The sequence below is a fragment of the Bradyrhizobium sp. ma5 genome (genome assembly GCF_042258955.1).
GTDB lineage: Bacteria > Pseudomonadota > Alphaproteobacteria > Rhizobiales > Xanthobacteraceae > Bradyrhizobium.
On record NZ_CP170156.1, the window covers coordinates 566,283 to 586,239 of the forward strand.

General features: G+C 65.2%; 18 protein-coding genes. 6 read left to right on the forward strand and 12 right to left on the reverse strand.

Going from position 1 to position 19,957, the window contains the following annotated elements:
• The first annotated feature begins 31 nt into the window (after positions 1–31).
• On the forward strand, positions 32–1,246 hold the full coding sequence (locus ACE103_RS02565) for an MFS transporter (protein WP_375778217.1): 1,215 nt from the start codon (positions 32–34) through the stop codon (positions 1,244–1,246).
• Between the two features lie 20 nt (positions 1,247–1,266).
• Here the strand turns inward: ACE103_RS02565 and ACE103_RS02570 are convergent, their stop codons facing one another.
• On the reverse strand, positions 1,267–1,698 hold the full coding sequence (locus tag ACE103_RS02570) for a helix-turn-helix domain-containing protein (protein ID WP_375778218.1): 432 nt from the start codon (positions 1,696–1,698) through the stop codon (positions 1,267–1,269).
• A 95-nt stretch (positions 1,699–1,793) separates the two neighbouring features.
• Between ACE103_RS02570 and ACE103_RS02575 the strand changes: the two genes are divergently transcribed.
• Both ACE103_RS02575 and ACE103_RS02580 read left to right on the forward strand, forming a co-directional pair.
• Positions 1,794–2,657: a class I SAM-dependent methyltransferase gene (locus tag ACE103_RS02575; protein ID WP_375778219.1), complete on the forward strand. Its 864-nt coding sequence runs from the start codon at positions 1,794–1,796 to the stop codon at positions 2,655–2,657.
• A complete protein-coding gene (locus tag ACE103_RS02580) occupies positions 2,650–3,150 on the forward strand; it encodes a DUF2938 domain-containing protein (RefSeq protein ID WP_375778220.1) in 501 nt (166 codons plus the stop codon). The genes ACE103_RS02575 and ACE103_RS02580 overlap by 8 nt, the downstream gene beginning before the upstream one ends.
• Positions 3,151–3,249: 99 nt before the next feature.
• On the opposite strand, the gene ACE103_RS02585 is transcribed toward ACE103_RS02580, so the two are convergent.
• Positions 3,250–3,744: a VOC family protein gene (locus tag ACE103_RS02585; protein ID WP_375778221.1), complete on the reverse strand. Its 495-nt coding sequence runs from the start codon at positions 3,742–3,744 to the stop codon at positions 3,250–3,252.
• A 134-nt stretch (positions 3,745–3,878) separates the two neighbouring features.
• The gene (locus ACE103_RS02590; protein WP_375778222.1) at positions 3,879–4,424 is read right to left on the reverse strand and encodes a carboxymuconolactone decarboxylase family protein; all 546 of its coding nucleotides are present in this window, start codon (positions 4,422–4,424) and stop codon (positions 3,879–3,881) included.
• Between the two features lie 168 nt (positions 4,425–4,592).
• On the opposite strand from ACE103_RS02590, the gene ACE103_RS02595 reads away from it, so the two are divergent.
• Complete coding sequence (locus tag ACE103_RS02595; RefSeq protein WP_375778223.1) at positions 4,593–5,777, forward strand: acyl-CoA dehydrogenase family protein; 1,185 nt, start codon at positions 4,593–4,595, stop codon at positions 5,775–5,777.
• A gap of 160 nt (positions 5,778–5,937) precedes the next feature.
• Positions 5,938–7,077: an acyl-CoA dehydrogenase family protein gene (locus tag ACE103_RS02600; protein WP_375778224.1), complete on the forward strand. Its 1,140-nt coding sequence runs from the start codon at positions 5,938–5,940 to the stop codon at positions 7,075–7,077.
• Between the two features lie 188 nt (positions 7,078–7,265).
• On the opposite strand, the gene ACE103_RS02605 is transcribed toward ACE103_RS02600, so the two are convergent.
• The 9 genes from ACE103_RS02605 to ACE103_RS02645 form a co-directional block, all read right to left on the reverse strand.
• Positions 7,266–8,303: an amino acid ABC transporter substrate-binding protein gene (locus tag ACE103_RS02605; RefSeq protein ID WP_375778225.1), complete on the reverse strand. Its 1,038-nt coding sequence runs from the start codon at positions 8,301–8,303 to the stop codon at positions 7,266–7,268.
• 64 nt (positions 8,304–8,367) lie between these two features.
• Positions 8,368–8,961, reverse strand: coding sequence for a L,D-transpeptidase (locus ACE103_RS02610; RefSeq protein ID WP_223974718.1), 594 nt, complete (start codon positions 8,959–8,961; stop codon positions 8,368–8,370).
• 168 nt (positions 8,962–9,129) lie between these two features.
• A complete protein-coding gene (locus ACE103_RS02615; RefSeq protein WP_375778226.1) occupies positions 9,130–9,261 on the reverse strand; it encodes a DUF2474 domain-containing protein in 132 nt (43 codons plus the stop codon).
• Entirely contained in the window at positions 9,261–10,271 is a 1,011-nt protein-coding gene (gene cydB / locus ACE103_RS02620) for a cytochrome d ubiquinol oxidase subunit II (RefSeq protein WP_223974722.1), read from the reverse strand. The genes ACE103_RS02615 and cydB overlap by 1 nt, the downstream gene beginning before the upstream one ends.
• Entirely contained in the window at positions 10,268–11,674 is a 1,407-nt protein-coding gene (locus ACE103_RS02625) for a cytochrome ubiquinol oxidase subunit I (protein WP_375778227.1), read from the reverse strand. The genes cydB and ACE103_RS02625 overlap by 4 nt, the downstream gene beginning before the upstream one ends.
• A gap of 76 nt (positions 11,675–11,750) precedes the next feature.
• The gene (locus ACE103_RS02630) at positions 11,751–12,329 is read right to left on the reverse strand and encodes a redoxin domain-containing protein (RefSeq protein ID WP_375778228.1); all 579 of its coding nucleotides are present in this window, start codon (positions 12,327–12,329) and stop codon (positions 11,751–11,753) included.
• 19 nt (positions 12,330–12,348) lie between these two features.
• Positions 12,349–13,044 carry a cytochrome c biogenesis CcdA family protein gene (locus ACE103_RS02635; RefSeq protein ID WP_375778229.1) on the reverse strand — a complete coding sequence of 232 codons (696 nt, stop codon included), beginning with the start codon at positions 13,042–13,044 and terminating at the stop codon, positions 12,349–12,351.
• 2,144 nt (positions 13,045–15,188) lie between these two features.
• Positions 15,189–15,800: a sigma-70 family RNA polymerase sigma factor gene (locus ACE103_RS02640; RefSeq protein ID WP_092122590.1), complete on the reverse strand. Its 612-nt coding sequence runs from the start codon at positions 15,798–15,800 to the stop codon at positions 15,189–15,191.
• Positions 15,801–16,035: 235 nt separating this feature from the next.
• On the reverse strand, positions 16,036–17,127 hold the full coding sequence (locus ACE103_RS02645) for an acyltransferase family protein (RefSeq protein WP_375778230.1): 1,092 nt from the start codon (positions 17,125–17,127) through the stop codon (positions 16,036–16,038).
• Positions 17,128–17,352: 225 nt separating this feature from the next.
• Here ACE103_RS02645 and hrpB point away from each other — a divergent pair, with 225 nt between their 5' ends.
• Positions 17,353–19,821 carry an ATP-dependent helicase HrpB gene (gene hrpB / locus ACE103_RS02650; RefSeq protein WP_375778231.1) on the forward strand — a complete coding sequence of 823 codons (2,469 nt, stop codon included), beginning with the start codon at positions 17,353–17,355 and terminating at the stop codon, positions 19,819–19,821.
• Positions 19,822–19,957: the final 136 nt, after the last annotated feature.

Sequence of the window (19,957 nt, forward strand, 5' to 3'; positions counted from 1 at the left end):
GTCCTGACGATGTGAGAAGCAAGAGCAAGAAATGGACGCATCATCACCTACGCTCCATGACGAATCCGCGCTTGGCTATGAGGGCTGGCGCATCGTCGTCGTCTGCTTCCTGCTTGCGACCTTCGGCTGGGGACTAGGTTTCTATGGACAGAGCGTCTATGTCGCCGAGTTGCAGCGGCTGCACGGCTGGCCGGCGTCGCTGATCTCGTCGGGCACGACCTTCTTCTATCTGTTCGGCGCCGCACTGGTTGCCTTCGTCAGCGAGGCGATCAAGGCGTTCGGTGCGCGCAGCTGCCTGATCGCGGGCACCCTCGCGATGGCGGTCGCCGCGGTTGCGATCGGCGAGGTGCGCGAGCCGTGGCAGCTCTATCTCGCCGATGCGCTGCTGGCGTTCGGCTGGGCCGGCACCAGCCTCGGCATCATCACCAATACGCTCGGCCTGTGGTTCGACAAGAAGCGCGGCATGGCGATCAGCCTGGCGCTGAACGGCGCCAGCTTCGGCGGCATCGTCGGCGTGCCGCTGCTGGTTGCCGGCATCGGTTATTTCGGCTTCTCCGGCGCGATGATCGCAGCCGCGGTGGCGCTCGTCGTGGTGATGGTGCCTGTGATCCTGATCTTCGTCGGGCGGCCGCCGGAGCATCTGCACGCGGTGACTCCAGCGGCGACTGACGCGCCGTCGGCGACCCAGGTGCGCGCCCGGGCCCTGCGCGACATCCGTTTCCTCTCGGTGTCGATTGCCTTCGCACTGGTGCTGTTCGCCCAGGTCGGATTCATCGTTCATCTGATCGCGTATCTCGATCAGGTGATCGGCCGCGAGCGCGCCACGGTTGCGATGGCGCTGTTGACCGCGATGGCCGTGGTCGGCCGTGTCTCGTTCTCGTTCGTGATCGACCGGCTCAACCAGCGGCTGGCGTCGGCGCTGTCCTTTATCAGCCAGGCGATCGCGCTCGTCATCATCATCAACGTGCACAACGACGTCGCGCAGATCGCCGCCTGCGCGCTGTTCGGCTTCTCGGTCGGCAATCTGATCACGCTGCCGGCGCTGATCGTGCAACGCGAGTTCGACCCGCGCGCGTTCGGCGTGCTGGTCAGCCTGATCACCGCGATCAACCAGATCACCTACGCCTTCGGCCCCGGCGTGATCGGGCTGCTGCACGATCTCTCGGGCAGCTACACGCTGCCGTTCTATGGCTGCATCGGCCTGGAGCTGATCGCGGCGGCGGCGATCATGACGATGGGGAAGTAGCCCCGTTGGCTCACCCGGGGCTACGATTTCTTTCGTGATTTCTTCTTCTTCTCACCGATCTTCCCGGCCGCGGCGACCCGCAGCAGGCGTCGGAAGGTCGGACATTCCATGTGGCTCGGCGCGGGACACACGGCGGCGTGGCGCAGGCCGTCGCGCATCGCGTTGAGCCGGCGGATGGTGCGGTCGAGGTCGTCGGCCTTGGCCGCGAGCAATTTGCGGTCGATGCGCGGCCTGCCGTCGGGCGCGAACATTCTCGCGATCTCGTCGAGCGAGAAGCCGGAGGCGCGCCCGAGTGCGATCAGCGCCAGCCGGTCCAGCACGGCCGGATCGAACAGTCGGCGCAGCCCGCGCCGGCCGTGCGAGGCGATCAGCCCCTTTTCCTCGTAGAAGCGCAGGGTCGAGGCGCGAACGCCGGATAATTGCGCCACCTCCGCGATGTCGACGTCCCGCATGGCCTTGACCTCAAGTTCACTTGAACTAGCAGTGTGCCGCCAGGCGCTTGCTTAAGGCAAGCATCAGGACAGGCAAATAGCAAAAGGACGAGATCATGAGTGCCGCACCGCAGGCCGAGGACGAGCAGGTCAAACTTTGGAACGGCGCTGCCGGACGCGCCTGGGTCGAGACGCGCGACGTGCTCGAACGGATGTTCAAGCCGCTTGAGGAGCTGCTCGTTCGGGCGGTGGCCGATGCCGCGGCCGGCCATGTGCTGGATGTCGGCTGCGGTACGGGCGCCACGACGTTCGCCGTCGCTCGCGTGCTCGGCCCGCAAGGGCATTGCACCGGCATCGACATCTCCGAGCCGATGATCGCGGCGGGCCGGGCCCGAGCGGCGCGGGAAGGGCTGCCTGCCGGCTTCATCTGCGCCGACGCGCAGACCCATAGCTTTGCGCCGGCGAGCTTCGACATCATCATCTCGCGTCTCGGCGTGATGTTCTTTGCCGATCCGGTGCAGGCCTTCGCCAATCTGCGGCGGGCGGCCCGGCCGGATGCCGCGCTTCGCTTCATCGCGTGGCGCGGCGCGGTCGAGAACCCGTTCATGACGACGGCGGAGCGGGCGGCGAAGCCGCTGCTGCCGGATCTTCCGGCGCGGCGTCCCGATGCGCCGGGGCAGTTCGGCTTCGCGGATCGGGAGCGGGTCGAGCGCATCCTGGAGGACAGCGGCTGGGACGCGATCGCGATCGAGCCGGTCGATATCGCCTTGCGCTTTCCGGCATCGGAGCTGACCCGTTATGTGAGCTGGCTCGGCCCGGTCGGGACGATACTGCAGGGGATGAAAGAGCCGCGTCGCACGCAGGTGATCGAGACCGTGCGCGGTGCCTTCGACCGCTACATTCACGGCAGCGAGATTCGCTTCAACGCGGCCTGCTGGATGGTCGCGGCGCGCGCACCGGCGGAGGCTGCGCATGGCTGACGCCGTGGAATTTGCGACAAGCGCGGCGCTGATCGGCGCCGGCGCGACGGTCGTGATGGACGTCTGGGGCATCGCCCGCAAACGGCTGCTCGGCATCCCGTCGCTGGACTATGCCCTGGTCGGCCGCTGGCTCGGCCATCTCGCATCCGGCAGCCTGCGCCACGACCGCATCGCTGCGTCGCCGCAGGTCGCGGGCGAAAGGCTGATCGGATGGGCTGCGCATTATCTGATCGGGATCGGCTTTGCCGGCGTGCTGCTTGCGATCTTCGGGCTTGGTTGGGCGCGGCAGCCCAGCATCGCTCCGGCGCTGATCGTCGGGATCGGCAGCGTGGCCGCGCCGTTCCTGGTGATGCAGCCGGCGATGGGCGCCGGCATCGCTGCGAGCCGAACGCCGCAGCCATGGGCGGCGCGGCTGCAGAGCCTCCTGACGCATGCGGTGTTCGGCGTTGGCCTCTATGCGGCCGGCTGGCTCGTCAGTCTGGCAAGTTTGTAGCCCGGATGGAGCGAAGCGTAATCCGGGGGCAGTATCGCCTCGTGGAGTGAGCCCCGGATTTCGCTCCGCTTCATCCGGGCTACAATCCGCGTTGCGGAATTACGCCACGCGCTGCCTCAACAGGTCCTCAAGGTCCAGCCGGCGCGTGAACATCGAAAGCTTGCCGTCGGCGCTGCGCGGCCATTCGGCTTCGGGGCGGTCCCAATAGAGCTCGACGCCGTTCTCGTCGGGATCGCACAGGTAGAGCGCCTGGCTGACGCCGTGGTCGCTGGCGCCGTCGAGCTGGATGCCGGCCGACAGCACCCGATGCAGCGCATCGGCCAGCGCCGGGCGGGTCGGATAAAGGATGGCGGTGTGGAACAGGCCCGTCGTGCCTGGCGGTGGCGGATGGCCGCCCTTGCTCTCCCAGGTGTTGAGGCCGATGTGGTGGTGATAGCCGCCGGCCGAGATGAAGGCGGCGTCCGTGCCCAAGCGCTGCTGCAATTCGAAGCCGAGCACGCCGCAATAGAAGCCGAGCGCCCGCTCGAGATCGGCGACCTTGAGGTGGACATGCCCGATCCGCGTGCCCGCGATGATGGGGGAATTTTCCGGCATGACCTGGCTCCGTTGGCATCAACGCCTTGCCGTCAGGGGCAGGGCTTCGCCGCCTGATATAGTCCGGATTTGCCGGGCCGGAGCAATCCATCCGGAAACGCAGCGTTTCCGAAAAGCGCCGCGGCCGGCCTGATCTAGCAGAGCTCCGACAACTCGCCGCCGGGCAGCTGGAACTCGAACGTGTTCAGCGTCATCGACACCATGGTGTAGTAGCCGCAGAGGCCGATCACCTCGACCAGCCCGCGCATGCTCAGCACCTCGACCGCCTCGTCATAAAGTCCCTTCGGCAGGCCGTGACCTTCGTGCAGCGCCTTGGCGACGTCGTAGATCATTTTTGCCTTGGGGTCGTCGAAAGTCGGCGTCCGGCGCACGCGAATGTCCTCGATGATCTTCTGATCGAGGCCGCCCTTCAGCGCGAGGCGCTTGTGGGCATACCATTCGTAATGCGCGGTCCAGTGCCGCGCGGTGACGAGGATCGCGATCTCCGCCAGCTTCGGCGGGAAGACCGTGTCGAAGCGCAGCACCTCGCCGAGCCGCGTGGCATGCCGCGCCATCTCCGGGCTGTTGAGCCAGGCCATCATCGGCGCCGGTGGCGCGCCGCGCTTGCCGGCGATCGACTCGTCGTAGGTTTCTTTCTGGGCGGGGTTCATTTCGCTAGGCGAAAGCAGCTTCAGCCGCATGTCCGTTTCCTCTTGTTTTTCAATCGTTACCCCACTTCGGCGATACACCCGATCGCGCGAGGTGAGTAGCGACGCCAGAGCATGGCGCGGCTGCGAGGCATATTGAACTCGGCGGCTGCGTAGGTCTAAGGTCGAATCCAATTCGTCGAATTTGACTGGAAACGCACCATGGCTGACCTCGAGAAATTCCGCGCGGAGACCCGCGCCTGGCTGGAGCAGAATTGCCCAGCCGAGATGCGTAAACCGATGACGTCGGATGGCGACACCTTCTGGGGTGGCCGCAACGCGAAATTCTCCTCGGACGCGCAGCGGGTCTGGTTCGAGCGGATGCGCGACAAGGGTTGGACCGTGCCGCATTGGCCGAAGCAATATGGCGGCGGCGGCCTCGACGGCGAGGAAGCCAAGATCGTGCGCCAGGAGATGGCGGCGATCGGCGCGCGCCAGCCGCTGACCTCGTTCGGCATCTCGATGCTCGGACCGGCGTTGCTGCAATACGGCACCGAGGAGCAGAAGAAGGAGCATCTGCCCAAGATCACCGCGGGCCTGATCCGCTGGTGCCAGGGCTATTCCGAGCCGAACGCCGGCTCCGACCTCGCCTCGCTGCAGACCCGCGCGGTCGGCGACGGCGACGACTACATCATCAACGGCCAGAAGATCTGGACCTCCTATGCCAACTATGCCGACTGGATCTTCTGCCTGGTGCGCACCGATCCCACCGCCAAGAAGCACGACGGCATCAGTTTCATTCTCTTCGACATGACGTCGAAGGGCGTGTCCACGAAACCGATCCTGCTGATCTCCGGCTATTCGCCGTTCTGCGAAACCTTCTTCGACAATGTCCGGGTGCCGAAATCGCATGTCGTGGGCACCGTCAATCGCGGCTGGGATGTCGCGAAATATCTGTTGCAGCACGAGCGCGCGATGATCTCGGGCATGGGCGAGCGCGGCGTCGGCCGTCCGCTCGGCCAGATCGCCGCCGACTCGGTCGGCGCCGACGCGCAGGGCCGGCTCGACGACGCCCAGCTGCGCAGCCAGATCGCGAGCTTCGAGGTCGACGAGGCCGCGCTCGCCGCGGCGGCGGAGCGCGCGGTCGATCTCGCCAAGGCCGGGCAATCGCATCCGGCGTTCTCCTCGGCGATGAAATATTACGGCACCGAGCTCAACAAGCGGCGCTACGAGATCCTGATGTCGGCGGGCGGCATCGACGCGCTGGAATGGGAGAGCGACCGCTCCCGGGGCGGCGCCCGTCCGCGCGCTTGGCTGCGCACCAAGGCCAACTCGATCGAGGGCGGCACCTCGGAGGTGATGCTCGGCATCGTCGCCAAGCGAATCCTCGATCTGCCGGGGGCGTGAGGCACGGTCTCTCCACCCCGTCATTCCGGGGCGCGACGTAGTCGCGAGCCCGGAATCCATAACCCCCGATCGTGGTTATGGATTCCGGGCCTGGCCCTTCGGGCCATCCCGGAATGACGAACTTAGACATATTAGCTTCGAACGTTAGATCGGATTCTCCATGGCCCTCGTCCTCACCGAAGAACAATCCATGCTGCGCGACAGTGCGCGCGGTCTCATCAGCGACAAGGCGCCGGTGGCGCATCTGCGCTCCTTGCGCGACGGCAAGGACGGCACCGGCTTCTCGCGCGAGCTCTGGAAGACCTTTGCCGAGATGGGTTTCTCCGGCCTGCTGGTGCCGGACCAGTTCGGCGGCAGCGGGCTCGGCTGCGTTGAAGCCGGCATCGTCATGGAGGAGATCGGCCGCACCTTGATGCCCTCGCCTTTCCTCGCGACCTCGGTGCTTGCGGCCTCGGCGCTGTCGCGCGGCGGCAGCGAGGCGCAGAAGGCGCAGCATCTGCCGAAGATTGCCGACGGCTCGCTGCTCGCGGCGCTGGCGATCGACGAGGGCGCCAAGCATCGCCCGCTGCAGACCAAGTTGCAGGCCGCGCGGTCCGGCAACGGCTTCAAGCTGTCCGGTGACAAGGCCTTCGTGGTCGATGGCCACACCGCCGATCTCTTGATCGTCGCGGCGCGCACGGCCGGCAGTGGCGGCGACAGGAACGGGTTGACCCTGTTCCTGGTCGATCCGAAGGCCAAGGGGCTCGCGGTCGAGCGTACCGCGATGGTCGATTCGCACAACGCGGCGCGCATCGTGTTCGACAATGTCGAGGTCAATGCCGACAGCGTGCTCGGCGAGGTCGATCAGGGCTTTGGGCTGCTCGAAGGCGTGCTCAATATCGGCCGCGGCGCGGTCGCGTCCGAAATGGTCGGTCTCTCCGAAGAGGTGTTCGGCCGCACCGTGACCTACCTGAAGGAGCGCAAGCAGTTCGGCAAGGCGATCGGCGAATTCCAGGCGCTGCAGCACCGCGCCGCCGAGCTCTACATTGATATCGAGATCACCCGCGCCGCCGTTCTGAAGGCGCTGCAGGCGCTCGATGCCGATCTCGGCAAGGCCGGCAATGCGGTCGCGGTGGCAAAAGCGCGCGCCGGCACCACCGCGACGCGCGCCGTCCAGGAAGGCGTGCAGATGCATGGTGGCATGGGCATGACCGACCAGTTCGACATCGGCTTCTTCATGAAGCGCGCCCGCGTCTGCCAGGAGCTGTTCGGCGACAGCAATTTCCACACCGACCAGCTGGCGCAGGGCAAGGGGTACTGATCGGGGGCGCCACGCCGCCACGCCGCCCGCCGCACAACACACTGTCATCGCCCGGCTCGACCGGGCGATCCAGTATTCCAGAGACGGTTGTGCTTGAGCCGAGAAGCCGCGGCGTACTGGATCACCCGGTCAAGCCGGGTGATGACAGGTGAGGATGTGGCGACGGCTGTGGACTGGTACGCTGCCGATCACCTGATCGGCGGGGCGTACTGGACGCCGCCGGCGTTCCAGAGCTGGTTCATGCCGCGCGGAATCTTCAGCTTGGAATCGGCGCCGACGTTGCGGTCGTAGACTTCGCCGTAATTGCCGACATGGCGGATGATGCGCACGGCCCAGTCCTTGGTGAGGCCGAGATCCTCGCCATAGGAGCCCTCGGTGCCGACCAGCCGCATGACTTCCGGCTTCTTCGACTTCAGCGCCTCGTCGATGTTCTTCGAGGTGATGCCGAGCTCTTCGGCGTTGATCATGGCGTAGAGCGTCCACTTCACGATCATCATCCAGTCGTCGTCGCGTAAGCGCACCACCGGCGCCAGCGGCTCCTTGGAGATGATGTCGGCCAGGATGGTGTGGTCGTTCGGCTTCGAAAGGTTGAGCCGCAGCGCGTAGAGCTGCGAGGCGTCCGACGTCAGCGTATCGCACTGGCCGGTGTCATAGGCCTTCACGACATCCTCCAGCTTGTCGAACTTCATCTCCGTGTACTTCATGTTGTTGGCACGGAAATAGTCGGCGAGGTTGAGCTGCGTCGTGGTGTTGGCCTGCACGCAGACCTTGCTGCCGTTCAGATCGAGCGCGGAATCGATGTTGCGCGCGCGCGGGATCATGAAGCCCTGGCCGTCATAATAGGCGACCGCCGGGAAATAGAGGTCGTAATTGGTCTCGCGCGACATGCTCCAGGTGGAGTTGCGCGAGAGGATGTCGACCTTGCGGTTCTGCAGCTCCTTGAAGCGTTCGCTGGCGTCGAGCGGAACGAACTTCGCCTTCGTCGGATCGTCGAAGATCGCCGATGCCACCGCGCGGCAGAAGTCGACGTCGAAGCCGGTCCAGTTGCCCTTGTCGTCCGGGATCGAGAAGCCCGGCAGGCCCTTGTTGACGCCGCACAGCACGTCGCCACGGCGGACGGTGCGCTTCAGCGTGCGGGTGTCGTAACGCTCATAGGTGATGGCGGCGGCCGCAACCAGTGCGGCGATCGCGAGCCCGATCGTCAGGCCGCCTCGAAATGTACGCATGGGTTCTCTCTCGCGAATGATCGGGGGAAAAACAGGTCGGATATCGAAGGCGGGTGGGTCGAAATTATAGTTCGGGCTTCTGCCGGATGATCACCTTGGTGCCGACGGGAACGCGGTTGTAGAGATCGGCGACGTCGGCGTTGACCAGGCGGAAGCAGCCGGACGAGATCGCGGTGCCGATGGTGTCGGGCCGGTTGGTGCCGTGGATGCGGTACACCGTGGTGCCGAGATACATCGCGCGCGCGCCGAGCGGATTGCCCGGGCCGCCCGCCATGAAGCGCGGCAGATAGGGCTGGCGGGCGATCATTTCCGGCGGCGGGGTCCAATCCGGCCACTCGGCCTTGCGGGTGATGGTCACCAGGCCCTGCCACGTGAAGCCGTCGCGGCCGACGCCGATGCCGTAGCGCAGTGCACGGCCGTTGCCCTGCACGAGATAGAGATGGCGTTCGGCGGTGGAGACGATGATGGTGCCCGGCGCCTCATTGGTCCGGTAGTAGACGACCTGCTTCTGCCATTCCGGATCGAGCTCGTAGCTGTCGTCGGCGACCAGGCCCGGCTCGTCGGCGTCCGGGCGGTTCTGGGCAAAGCCTTGCGACGTCGACAGCACGAGCGCGCCCGTGGCGATCAACATCCAGACCAGGTGACGAAGTTTCGTCATGCAAAGCTCTCCTTGTTGGCGCGCGGCCAATGGTTGCTCCACCCAAATCGCGCGAGGCATCAAATCTCAGCGGCAGCTTGATGGCAAGTTTAGGGCGGGCATCACACTATATCACTGTAATGCTTCTGTTTTTTGTCACTGGACCCGTGGCACGCCGCGTGGGCGGCCTTATTTCGGCGCAATCCAGAGTCGCAACGCGAAAGAGACCAGGGTCACCGTGCCGACGCCGCCGAGCCAGAGCGCTGCAAACCACAACAGGCGCTGGCCGAGCGGCCGCTGATTCGGGCCCGATGGTGACATCAGTGGTATCCGTGGCCGGGGCGCACCTTGCCGCGGAACACCCAATAGGCCCAGGCGGTGTAGCCGAGGATCAGCGGCACCAGGATCGAGACCCCGAACAGCATGAAGATCTGGCTGTTGGCGGGCGACGCCGCCTGCCAGATCGTGATGCTCTGCGGCACGATGTACGGATACATGCTGATGCCGAGCCCGGCATAGGACAGTCCGAACAACGCCAGCGTCAGGAAGAACGGCTGGTGGTCATTCTTGTTGCCGAGGGCACGCAGCAAGAGCGCGGTGACGGCGGCGACCGCGATCGGTACCGGCGCGGTGAGGATGATGTTGGGCCAGGCGAACCAGCGCTGGGTGTACTGCACGGCCAGGAACGGCGTTGCGATGCTGACGGCGCCGATCGCACACAGCATCGCGACCAGCAACACCCACGTCAGATGATAGGCGCGCTCGCGCAGCTCGCCTTCGGTCTTCATCACCAGCCAGGTCGCGCCCAGCAGCGCATAGCCGATCACCAGCGCAATGCCGGTCAGCACGCTGAACGCCGTCAGCCAATCCCACCAACCACCGGCATAGTGGCGTCCCTCGACATGGATGCCTTGCAGGATGGCGCCGAGCGCGATGCCCTGCGCCAGCGTCGCGACCAGCGAGCCGCCGGCGAAGGCGAGGTCCCATTTGTTGCGCGCCTTCTGGGTGCGCCAGCGGAATTCGAAGGCGACGCCGCGGAACACGAGGCCGAGCAGCATCGCGATCATTGGCGTGTAGAGCGCCGGCATCAGCACCGCATAGGCCAGCGGAAACGCCGCCATCATGCCGCCGCCGCCGAGCACCAGCCAAGTCTCGTTGCCGTCCCACACCGGCGCCACCGTGTTCATGATGACGTCGCGATCGGCCTTCTGCGGAAACAGCGGAAACAGGATGCCGAGGCCGAGGTCGAAGCCGTCCATCACGACATAGACGAACACCGCGAAGGCGATGATGAAGGCCCAGATCGTGGGGAGGTCGATGGGAATGCTCATCGCGCGCCCTCCACGGCAGCACCTGCCGCCGGCGTGATGCCGGCCGCGCGGGCGGGGAGGTCTTTCGTCGGGCCCTGCTCGCCGGGATGCGGCGGCTGCGCCATCAGCCGCAGGATGTAGATCACCCCCGCGGTGAACACGGCGAAATAGACGATGATGAAGGCGATCAGCGACGAGCCCACCGCCGGCGCCGCCAGCGGCGATGCCGAATCGGAGGTGCGCAGCAGCCCGTAGACGGTGAACGGTTGCCGCCCGGTCTCGGTGGTGATCCAGCCGGCGAGCACCGCGATGAAACCCGCCGGCCCCATCAGGACCGCGAAGCGGTGCAACAGCGGTGACTGGTACATCATGCCGCGCCAGCGCATCAGCAGGCTGAGCAGGCCGAGCCCCAGGATCAGGAAGCCGAGCCCGACCATGATGCGGAATGCCCAGAAGGTGATCGGCACCGGCGGCCAGTTTTCACGCGGCACGGTGTCGAGGCCAGCGAGCGGTGCGTCGAGCGAATGCTTCAGGATCAGCGACGACAGTTTCGGCACCTCGATCGCGTATTTCACCTTGGCATCACGCTGGTCGGGCCAGCCGAACAGGATCAGCGGCGCGCCGTCCTTGTGGCTCTGGAAGTGACCTTCCATCGCCATCACCTTGGCCGGCTGGTGCTCCAGCGTGTTGAGGCCGTGCTGGTCGCCGGCGAGGATCTGGATCGGCGCCACCAGGGTCGCCATCCACATCGCCATCGAGAACATCACGCGCGGGCCTGCGAGGTGCTGGTCGCGCAACAGATGCCAGGCGCCGACCCCGCCGACCACCAGCGAGGTGGTGAGATACGCCGCCAGCACCATGTGCACGAGTCGATAGGGGAATGAGGGATTGAAGATCACCTTGAGCCAGTCGGCGGCGACGAACTGGCCGTCGGCATTGACGGCATAGCCAGTCGGCGTCTGCATCCAGGAATTGGCCGACAGAATCCAGAACGCCGAGATCAGCGTGCCGATCGCGACCATCAACGTCGCCACGAAATGCAGCCTTGGGCCGACACGTTCGAGCCCGAACAGCATCACGCCGAGGAAGCCGGCCTCGAGGAAGAATGCGGTCAGGACCTCATAAGCCATCATCGGGCCGATCACCGGCCCAGTCTTGTCGGCAAAGGACGACCAGTTGGTGCCGAACTGGTAGGACATCACGATGCCCGAGACCACGCCCATGCCGAACGCGACCGCGAAGATCTTCAGCCAGTAATTGAACAGGTTGATGTAGACCTCGCGCTTGGTGGCCAGCCACAGCGCTTCGAGCACCGCGAGATAGCTCGCAAGCCCGATCGAGAATGCGGGAAACACGATGTGGAACGACATCGTGAAAGCGAATTGCGCGCGGGCGAGTACGACCGCATCCCAGCCTTCGAACATGATCCACCACCTGCCGTCGACCTGGCGTGGACCCTACCACGCCAGATGCGACGACGACACAGGGCGGATTGTCCGATCAACTGTTGGCGTTGAGCAGCCGGGCGACGGTGCGGTCGATCTCGTCGTACTGCCCTTCGCCGGCATGCTGGAACACGATCTTGCCGTTCTGGTCGATGATGTATTGCGCCGGCCAATACTGGTTGCCGTAGGCGTTCCAGGTCTGCGAATTGTTGTCCTGCGCCACCGGATACAGGATGCCGTGCCGCTTCAGCGCCGCCTGCACGTTGGAGGCCGAATGCTCGAACGGGAATTCCGGCGTGTGGACCCCGATCACGACGAGGCCGCGATCCCGGTACTTTGAATAAAGCTGGGTGACGTGCGGCAGCGTGTTGACGCAGTTGACGCAGCCATAGGTCCAGAAATCCACCAGCACGACCTTGCCTCGCAGATCGGCGAGCTTCAGCGGCTGCGAATTGAACCAGTTGCTGATCCCTGAGAATTCGGGCGCGGCCTGGCTCTGCGCGGTGGTCATCGCGGTCGCCATCGGAACGGGCACGGCCGGCGCGTTGGACTCGGTGCAGAGGCCGGGGATTACGGCGCCGCCGAGGCCAAGGCCCGCCACCAGCGTGGATACAGCAATCAAGCGCAGGGACATCGATCTCTCCTTAGTGAGCTCACAGGCCAATCTGGCCGTTGGGATAGAACTGGGTCAGCCACGCCACGATCAGCGTGTCGTATTGCAGGTAGGACAGCGCGGCGAAGCCGATGATCACGACGCCAAATCCCTGTTGGAGCCGCGGCGCGATCCGCGCCATGCTGCGCACGCGGGTGGTCACGGCCTGCCCGCCATAGGCGATGGCAAGCATCGGGATCGCGGCGCCGATCGCATAGGTGACGAGCTGCAGGCTCGCCCACGCCGTATCCTTCGAGGTCGCGACGATGGTCAGGATCGAGCCGAGCACGGGACCGGCGCAGGGCGTCCACACCAGGCCGAGCGTCGAACCGAGCACGAAGCCGCCGAACAGGCTCTGTGACGGCGCGCCCTGGCTGAGGTTGCCAGCGGTGCCGGTCAACCGGATCGCCAGCCACTCGAATGGTGCCGGCCAGATCATCAGCAGGCCGAAGCCCGCGAGCAGGATCGCAGCGCCGGTCCGCAACAGGTTGGGATCGAAGTCGAAGGCGCGGGTGATCGCGCTCAGCAGCAATGCCACCGCAGAGAATGACATCACGAAGCCGAGCGCGATCATCGCGGGCCGCGCCTTGCCGGTCTGGCCTATCGATACCCCAAGCAGGATCGGCAGCATCGGCAGGGTGCAAGGAGCGGCGACGGTGGCGATACCGGCAAGCAGGGCAAGGGCAAGGTTGAGCATCGTCGTCCGTCCATCAGAAGTCCCGGCGCGCCAGAGGGCCGAGCCGGGTACGCCTGATGTTCTTCGCGACGACCGCGTGGCCGTTACGGCCAGGCAATCGCAGGCGCCGTCACGTCCGTGTGAGACGAGCCGTGCTCAGCCTCACGGCGGCGCGGGTGCTGTTCTGATTCGGACACTCGCTGCGACAAATTAGGACAATCCGGGAAAGACCGGACAGACTGGCAAATCCTAATCTGCAATCCTCGCTGGCATTTCAACGATGGAACAATTTTGGGGAGTTCCAGTGTGCCAGCGTGGTCCCGAGAGGATGAGGAGCGACTATTGCAGATGCTTCGCGATACCAGCCTAACGCAACGCGAAATCGCCCAAAAGCTGCAGCGTACTGAGGCTGCGGTGAGCGCGCGACTGACGGTTATCAGGAGGCGAGCTACGGACGGGGATTAGACCACTCAGCGGCGCGGCGAGGCGGCCTCAGCGTTCGTTCCAACGCGCTGGGGCCGTTTCTTTACATGCGCGCAGAGGGCCGGGCACCCGTCACAGGAATTAAAGCATAGCCCTATGCGCGGACATGGAGTTGTCGCGGCAACTATGCCCGGTACCATGCAGATGCGGTCCATTCGCGTGGTTGCCGCTAGGGGGTGTGTCACGCATGCGCCCGACAATCAAAGTGCAAACTAGGCCCCGGCGGCTTGCCCGCTCGGGGCCTTTTTTCTTCTCTCTGGCCCATCCACCCGCGCCGGCCGTCTCTGTGGCGGAGACGACCGGCGACGAGCTTTGGGCCGTTGTCCCGTGCTGAGTGAGATAGGCGGCCCAGGTTGCGAGCTACACGATGCAAATCGGGAAAGCATGTCCGGGTGACTACGCGCTCATGCACAACAGCGTGCATTAGGAACAGCTGTGCAGCCGCGTGGTTGATCAGCGATCCGGTGCCTGGAACGGACAGCACTTGGACACGGCCTCAGCGTTCTCCGGCGCTGGGGCCGTTTCTTTGGATACTCGCTGAGGAAAAGAACGCTCCAGGATCGTCAGTTTCTGGCGGCTGCTAAACGAGGCGGCCGCTTATTGAGCGGCCCCAGCAACCTTGGGGGGCCATGGGGGCCGGTGCTGGGGCCATCTACCGGCCCGTTTGGTGCGTGCGGGCCAGGTGGGCTTTCGTCAAATCAATAGGGCAACTGCAGCTATTGCGACCGGGCACAATCCCAATACGATGATGCCCGCGCGGAAAAGAACTTCGGACATAGGACGCACCCTCAATGAGGGTCTAAGCTATGTTAGTGGTGCAACCACGCCCAGTGCAGTCCGTGCCACTTTCGTCCGCCCCGTAATCTTACGGGAAAAGCCCTCATCACGGTGGCACCCCGCTAGACGATTTCGATAGCCGGCTCGCTGCCGGCAATCGCGTGATCATCACTCACGCGCGCGATCCGCCGGGGGACAGCACCTGATACAATCAACCAGGTTTCGGGGTGCGCTCCATCTCCGATGACAACAGTCGTGTCCTGATCCTGGATCGCTTGGAGCACCTGTATTAGTTCACGGACTGTCACCTGAATGTCCTCCCGAGAACGAGGGGCGACAATCCTATGGCACAAACTGCATATGGCCCATAAAAATCTGTGATGGGTATAGAACGCCAAATTATAGTTCATTGACATCCCGGCGTGCGAGTTCCGTTCACCCACGGAGAACCCCGGTAACTCCTCTGTTCTGTGGATCAGGAACAGATGGCGTCCAATCGAAATCTATGTGCCTAGAACGATGAATAGGCCTTCTCGGCAATCCTGCGGAGAACATCGGTCGGGCCATCGTTTCCGTTCGTTTAATCCGAACCAGGACACTCAAAAATCGACCCGGGACAACGGGGGCTTGCAGCACCGCGGCGCGCCAAAAACAGAGCGACCCGGCTGGGGGGCATCCCGGCCGGGTCGTTGGAGGTTACTTGGGAGGTTAGAACTTAAGGAGGTATCGAAACCTGGGTCAGTGAATTGGGGTTGGGGTTGCGTCGTTGGATATCGGTATAGAGATCGCGTTTTTCCGGGTGATGTCGTCGATTGTTTCAATTGTTTCGTCGCCGAACTTTTTTGGCTTCGTGGACAACTATCCGGATGCTTGATCTCCTTCTAAATAATTGAATTTGCTTTGCTTTAGGCCGCAACGCTGTCCACGCCGGCGCCCCTCAGGAGGTCGGCGAGCTGCTTGCGGGCATAGAACATGCGGGTCTTCACCGTGCTCTGCGGGATACCGATGATCTGGCCGGCCTCCTCGACCGACTTCTCATGGTAGTAGACCAGATTGATGATCTCGCGGTGGGCCGGCGACAGCTTGGCGACGCAGGCCCGCAGGATCTCGCTGGTGGTGGCGCGATCGAGCGAGGTTTCCGGCGTGTCGGCACCGTCGGCGATCTCGAGCACGTCGTCCTGGTCGATGTCCTCATGCCGGCGCTGGCGCAGCGCGGTCAGCGCCTTGAAGCGGGCGATCGACAGCAGCCAGGTCGAGACCTGCGAGCGGCCCTCGAACTGGGCCGCGGTGCGCCAGACGTCGAGGAACACCTGGCTCACCAGGTCCTCGGCCATCGTGGTGTCGCGCACCATGCGGAGCACGAAGCGGTAAACCCGCACGTTGTGACGGGCATAGAGCGTGTGCATCGAGGTGCGGTTATTCTTGGCGATATGCGCGAGCAGCGTTTCATCCGAGGTCGCGCGTGCAGCGTCGATGTGCTTCTTGGCTGCAGAGTTGATGGCGATGACGTTCGGCATGACAGGCTCCCAGTTCGCCGTTGGGCGGCGGTTCGTTGGGAGAAACGTTAGTTAGCGCCCGTTTCCGGATGTCTGCGCGAAAAGCGGAAAATGGTTTCGTGACCGGGAGAATTGTTTCGTCGCGGCCTCGGCGATGAAACATTCGGGACCAAAAAGCCAGTCATTTCAATGTACGGAAAATTGGAACGGGCCGATTCGCCTGCGGTGGAACGAATCCGGGCCATGACTTTCGGCACTATTCGGCCGCCTGCAGCGCGGGTGCTGCCTTTTTCGGGGCAATCCAGAACGCATCGGGCCGCTCGAACAGGAAATTGGCCCGGACCGCCAGCGCCAGCCGCCAGATCAGGAGGGAGCCTGCGACGCCGACCGCAGTGACGATCAGCGAGACCCAGCCGATGTCGGGGATGACGCCGGACCCGAGCAGAAGGGTGCGTGTTGCAGCCATCGGCAGGAAGAAGGCCAGATAGATCACGATCGAGTGCTCGCCGCAGAAGCGCAGGAAGCCGAGCCAGCGCGCGCGCGCCAAGAGCGTGCCGGTCACGATGATCGCGCAGGCACCGGCGAGGCCGAGCGCCAGCGAGACCACGGGCCATTCGCTGACGTCGAGCGCGACCAGGCCGCCATTGACGAGCGCCCAAAGCCCGAGCCCGAGCAGTGCAAATGCCGGCCGCGCCCGCGCGCGGTCCGACAGCGCGAACACGTAAGCAGCGAGCACATAGCCGGTGAAGAAGTAGACGAAGCGGGCGCAGAACTCGTCGATCACGGTCCAGCCGGTCACGACATGCGCGCTCTCCAGCGCCGCCGCGACCAGCCAGATCGCGAGCGGGTGGATGTTGCGCGTGAGCTTGGTGACGACGAAGAAGATCGGCAGCAGATAGATGAACCACAGCGTGCCGAACGGCTCGATAAAGGCCTCGAGATATTGCAGCCCGACCGCGGCCCAGCCTGCCTCGGCGGCCAGCGACGGCGCCTTGAAGCCGAACTGGATCGTCACCCACAGCACATAGAAATAGGCGAAGTGCATCACCTTGCGGTCGAGATAGGTGCGCCAATCGCGATCGATCACGACAGACAGGAACAGGCCCGAGATCAGGAAGAAGTCCGGCATCCGGAACGGCTTTGCGAACATCACGACATAATGCATGAAGCCGGTCTGCTCGGCGGCCTTCTCGACCCCCAGCACCGAATGCATCATCACGACCATGATGATGCAGATGCCCTTGGCATAGTCGACCCAATCGACGCGCGCGGCCGCGTTCCCAAGTGATCGATCAAGGGATCGATCAAGGGAACGATCTGCCGCAGCCTGTGTGCCGTTTGTGGTCATCCTTGTCCTGTTCCGGCGTGATCGGGCTCATCATCGGCCCGATCTGTTGCTTTCTCCTTTACCCATACAAATGATGTGCCGCCGAAGGCGGCCCTTTCTCCGGTTCCCTGTCATCGGCGAATGGTCTAAGAGGCCCGGAAATCCCAATAGAATCCCGAGAGAATCCGGGGTTCGTTAACCACAGGGAGGCAGGTCGGCCGAGCGCCGCTGCCGCGATGAGACCGCTTGCCGCACCAATTCGATAGCCCGCTGCCGATCGACGCCGTGCTCGATGAGCTCGACCGCACGCTCGATCGCCACAATGCCGCCGTGCTGGTCGCGCCGCCGGGCGCCGGCAAGACCACGCGCGTGCCGCTGGCGCTGCTCGATGCGCCCTGGGCCAAGGGCAAGAAGATCATCGTGCTGGAGCCGCGCCGCATCGCCGCGCGCGCCAGCGCCGAGCGGATGGCGAAGACGCTCGGCGAGCGGCCCGGGGAGACCGTCGGCTATCGGGTGCGCTTCGGCTCGAAAGTGTCGCGCGCGACGCGGGTCGAGGTCGTGACCGAGGGCATCTTCTCGCGCCAGATCCTCGACGATCCCGAGCTCACCGGCGTCGCCGCGGTGCTGTTCGACGAATTCCACGAGCGCTCGCTCGATGCCGATCTCGGGCTGGCGCTGGCGCGCGACGCACAAACCGGCCTGCGCGAGGACCTGCGCATCCTCGTGATGTCGGCCACGCTCGACGGCGCGCGCGTCGCAAAACTGCTCGGTGATGCGCCTGTTGTCCAAAGCGAGGGGCGCGCCTTCCCGGTCGAGACGCGTTACGTCGGCCGCAAGGTCGACGCGCCGGTCGAGCGGCAGATGGCCGAGACGATCGCGACCGCGCTGCGCGCCGATGCCGGCTCGGTGCTCGCCTTCCTGCCGGGCGCGGCCGAGATCCGTCGCACCCAGACGTTCCTCGCCGAGCGCGTGCACGACGCCTCGGTCGAGATCGTGCCGCTGTTCGGCGCGCTCGATGCCGCCGTGCAGGATCGCGCCATCGCGCCGGCGCCGAAGGGAATCCGCAAGGTGGTGCTGGCGACCTCGATCGCCGAGACCTCGCTGACCATCGAGGGCGTGCGCATCGTGGTCGATTGCGGCCTGGCGCGGGTGCCGCGCTACGAGCCTGATATTGCGCTGACCCGGCTCGAGACCGTGCGGGCCTCGCGCGCCGCGGTCGATCAGCGGCGCGGCCGCGCCGGTCGTACCGAGCCCGGCGTCTGCTACCGACTCTGGGACGAGCCGCAGACCGCGTCGCTCCCGGCCTATACCGCGCCCGAGATCCTCTCGGCTGATTTGTCCTCGCTGGTGCTCGACCTCGCGCAATGGGGGGTCACCGATCCCGCGAGCCTGGCCTTCCTTGATCCGCCGCCCGGACCGGCGCTGAAGGAAGCGAGATCGCTGCTCGGCGAGCTCGGTGCGCTCGACGACGACGGCCGCATCACCGAGGAGGGCAAGAACCTGCGCGCGCTGGCGCTGCCGCCGCGGCTGGCGCGCATGATCGTGGATTCCGCGCGCTTCGGCGCGGGCGAGGAGGCGGCCGAGATCGCCGCGGTGTTGACCGAGCGCGGGCTCGGCGGCGACAGCGTCGATCTCGACGTCAGGCTCGACCAGTTCCGCCGCGACCGCTCGCAGCGCGCATCGAGCGCGCGCAGCATGGCCGCGCGCTGGGCTTCGCAGGTGAAGGTTGCGGTCAGCGAGCAGAAGGATCTCTCCACCGGCGTCATGCTGGCATTCGCGTTTCCGGACCGTGTCGCGAAAAGCCGCGGCAATGGCAGTTTCGTGCTGGCCAACGGCCGCGGCGCTGCCGTGGAGCAGACCGCGGCGCTGGCGCGGGTGCCCATGATCGCGGTTGCCGAACTGACGGGGACGGCCGCGAACGGCCGCATCCTGCTGGCGGCGCCGATTACCCAGGAGGAGATCGAGCAGCGCTTCGCCGATCAGATCGAAAACGCGGAAGAGGTGACGTTCGACCGCGGCGCGATGGCGCTGCGCGCGCGCCGCAGGCGTTCGCTGCATGCGATCACGCTGTCGGAAGCGCCGATGTCGCTCAAGCCATCGGCCGAGACCGCGCGCGTGTTCGCCGACGGCCTGATCGCTGCGGGTCTCGACCGGCTGCCGTGGTCGAAGCATTCGAAACAGTGGCGCGATCGAATCATGTTCCTGCGCAAGGCCGAGGACGAAAGCTGGCCCGATCTGTCGGACGCGGCACTCGCCGCGCGCGCCGACGACTGGCTGGTGGGAGCGCTGTACGACAAGACCGCGCTGAAGGATCTCTCCGCCGGTGACCTGTCGGACGCGCTGATGACGCTGTTGCCGTGGGAGTTGCGGGCGCGGCTTGATCGCGAGGCGCCGACGCATTTCGAGGCGCCGACCGGAACGCAGCTTGCAATCGATTACGAGGCCGAGCAGGGCCCGACCATCGCGGTGCGGCTGCAGGAGCTGTTCGGGCTCAACACCCATCCCTCGATCGCCAGGGGCGCGGTGCCGCTGGTGCTGGAACTGCTGTCGCCGGCGCAGCGTCCGGTGCAGGTGACGCGCGACCTGCCGGGTTTTTGGCGCGGCAGTTACGCCGCGGTGCGTTCCGACCTGCGCGGCCGCTATCCGCGCCATCCCTGGCCGGAAGATCCCGCCAGCGCGATGCCGACCCGGCGCGTGAAACCGCGCGGCACTTGATGCCGGCGCAAACGTTTCGCGTGTTGCGCTAGCTAGACTGGACCACCACTATTGCAGCACTCTCGACTGTCATCACCCGGCTTGCCGCCTTCGCTGAAGCTTCGGCGCGCCGATGATCGTAGCCTCGTCGAAGCCT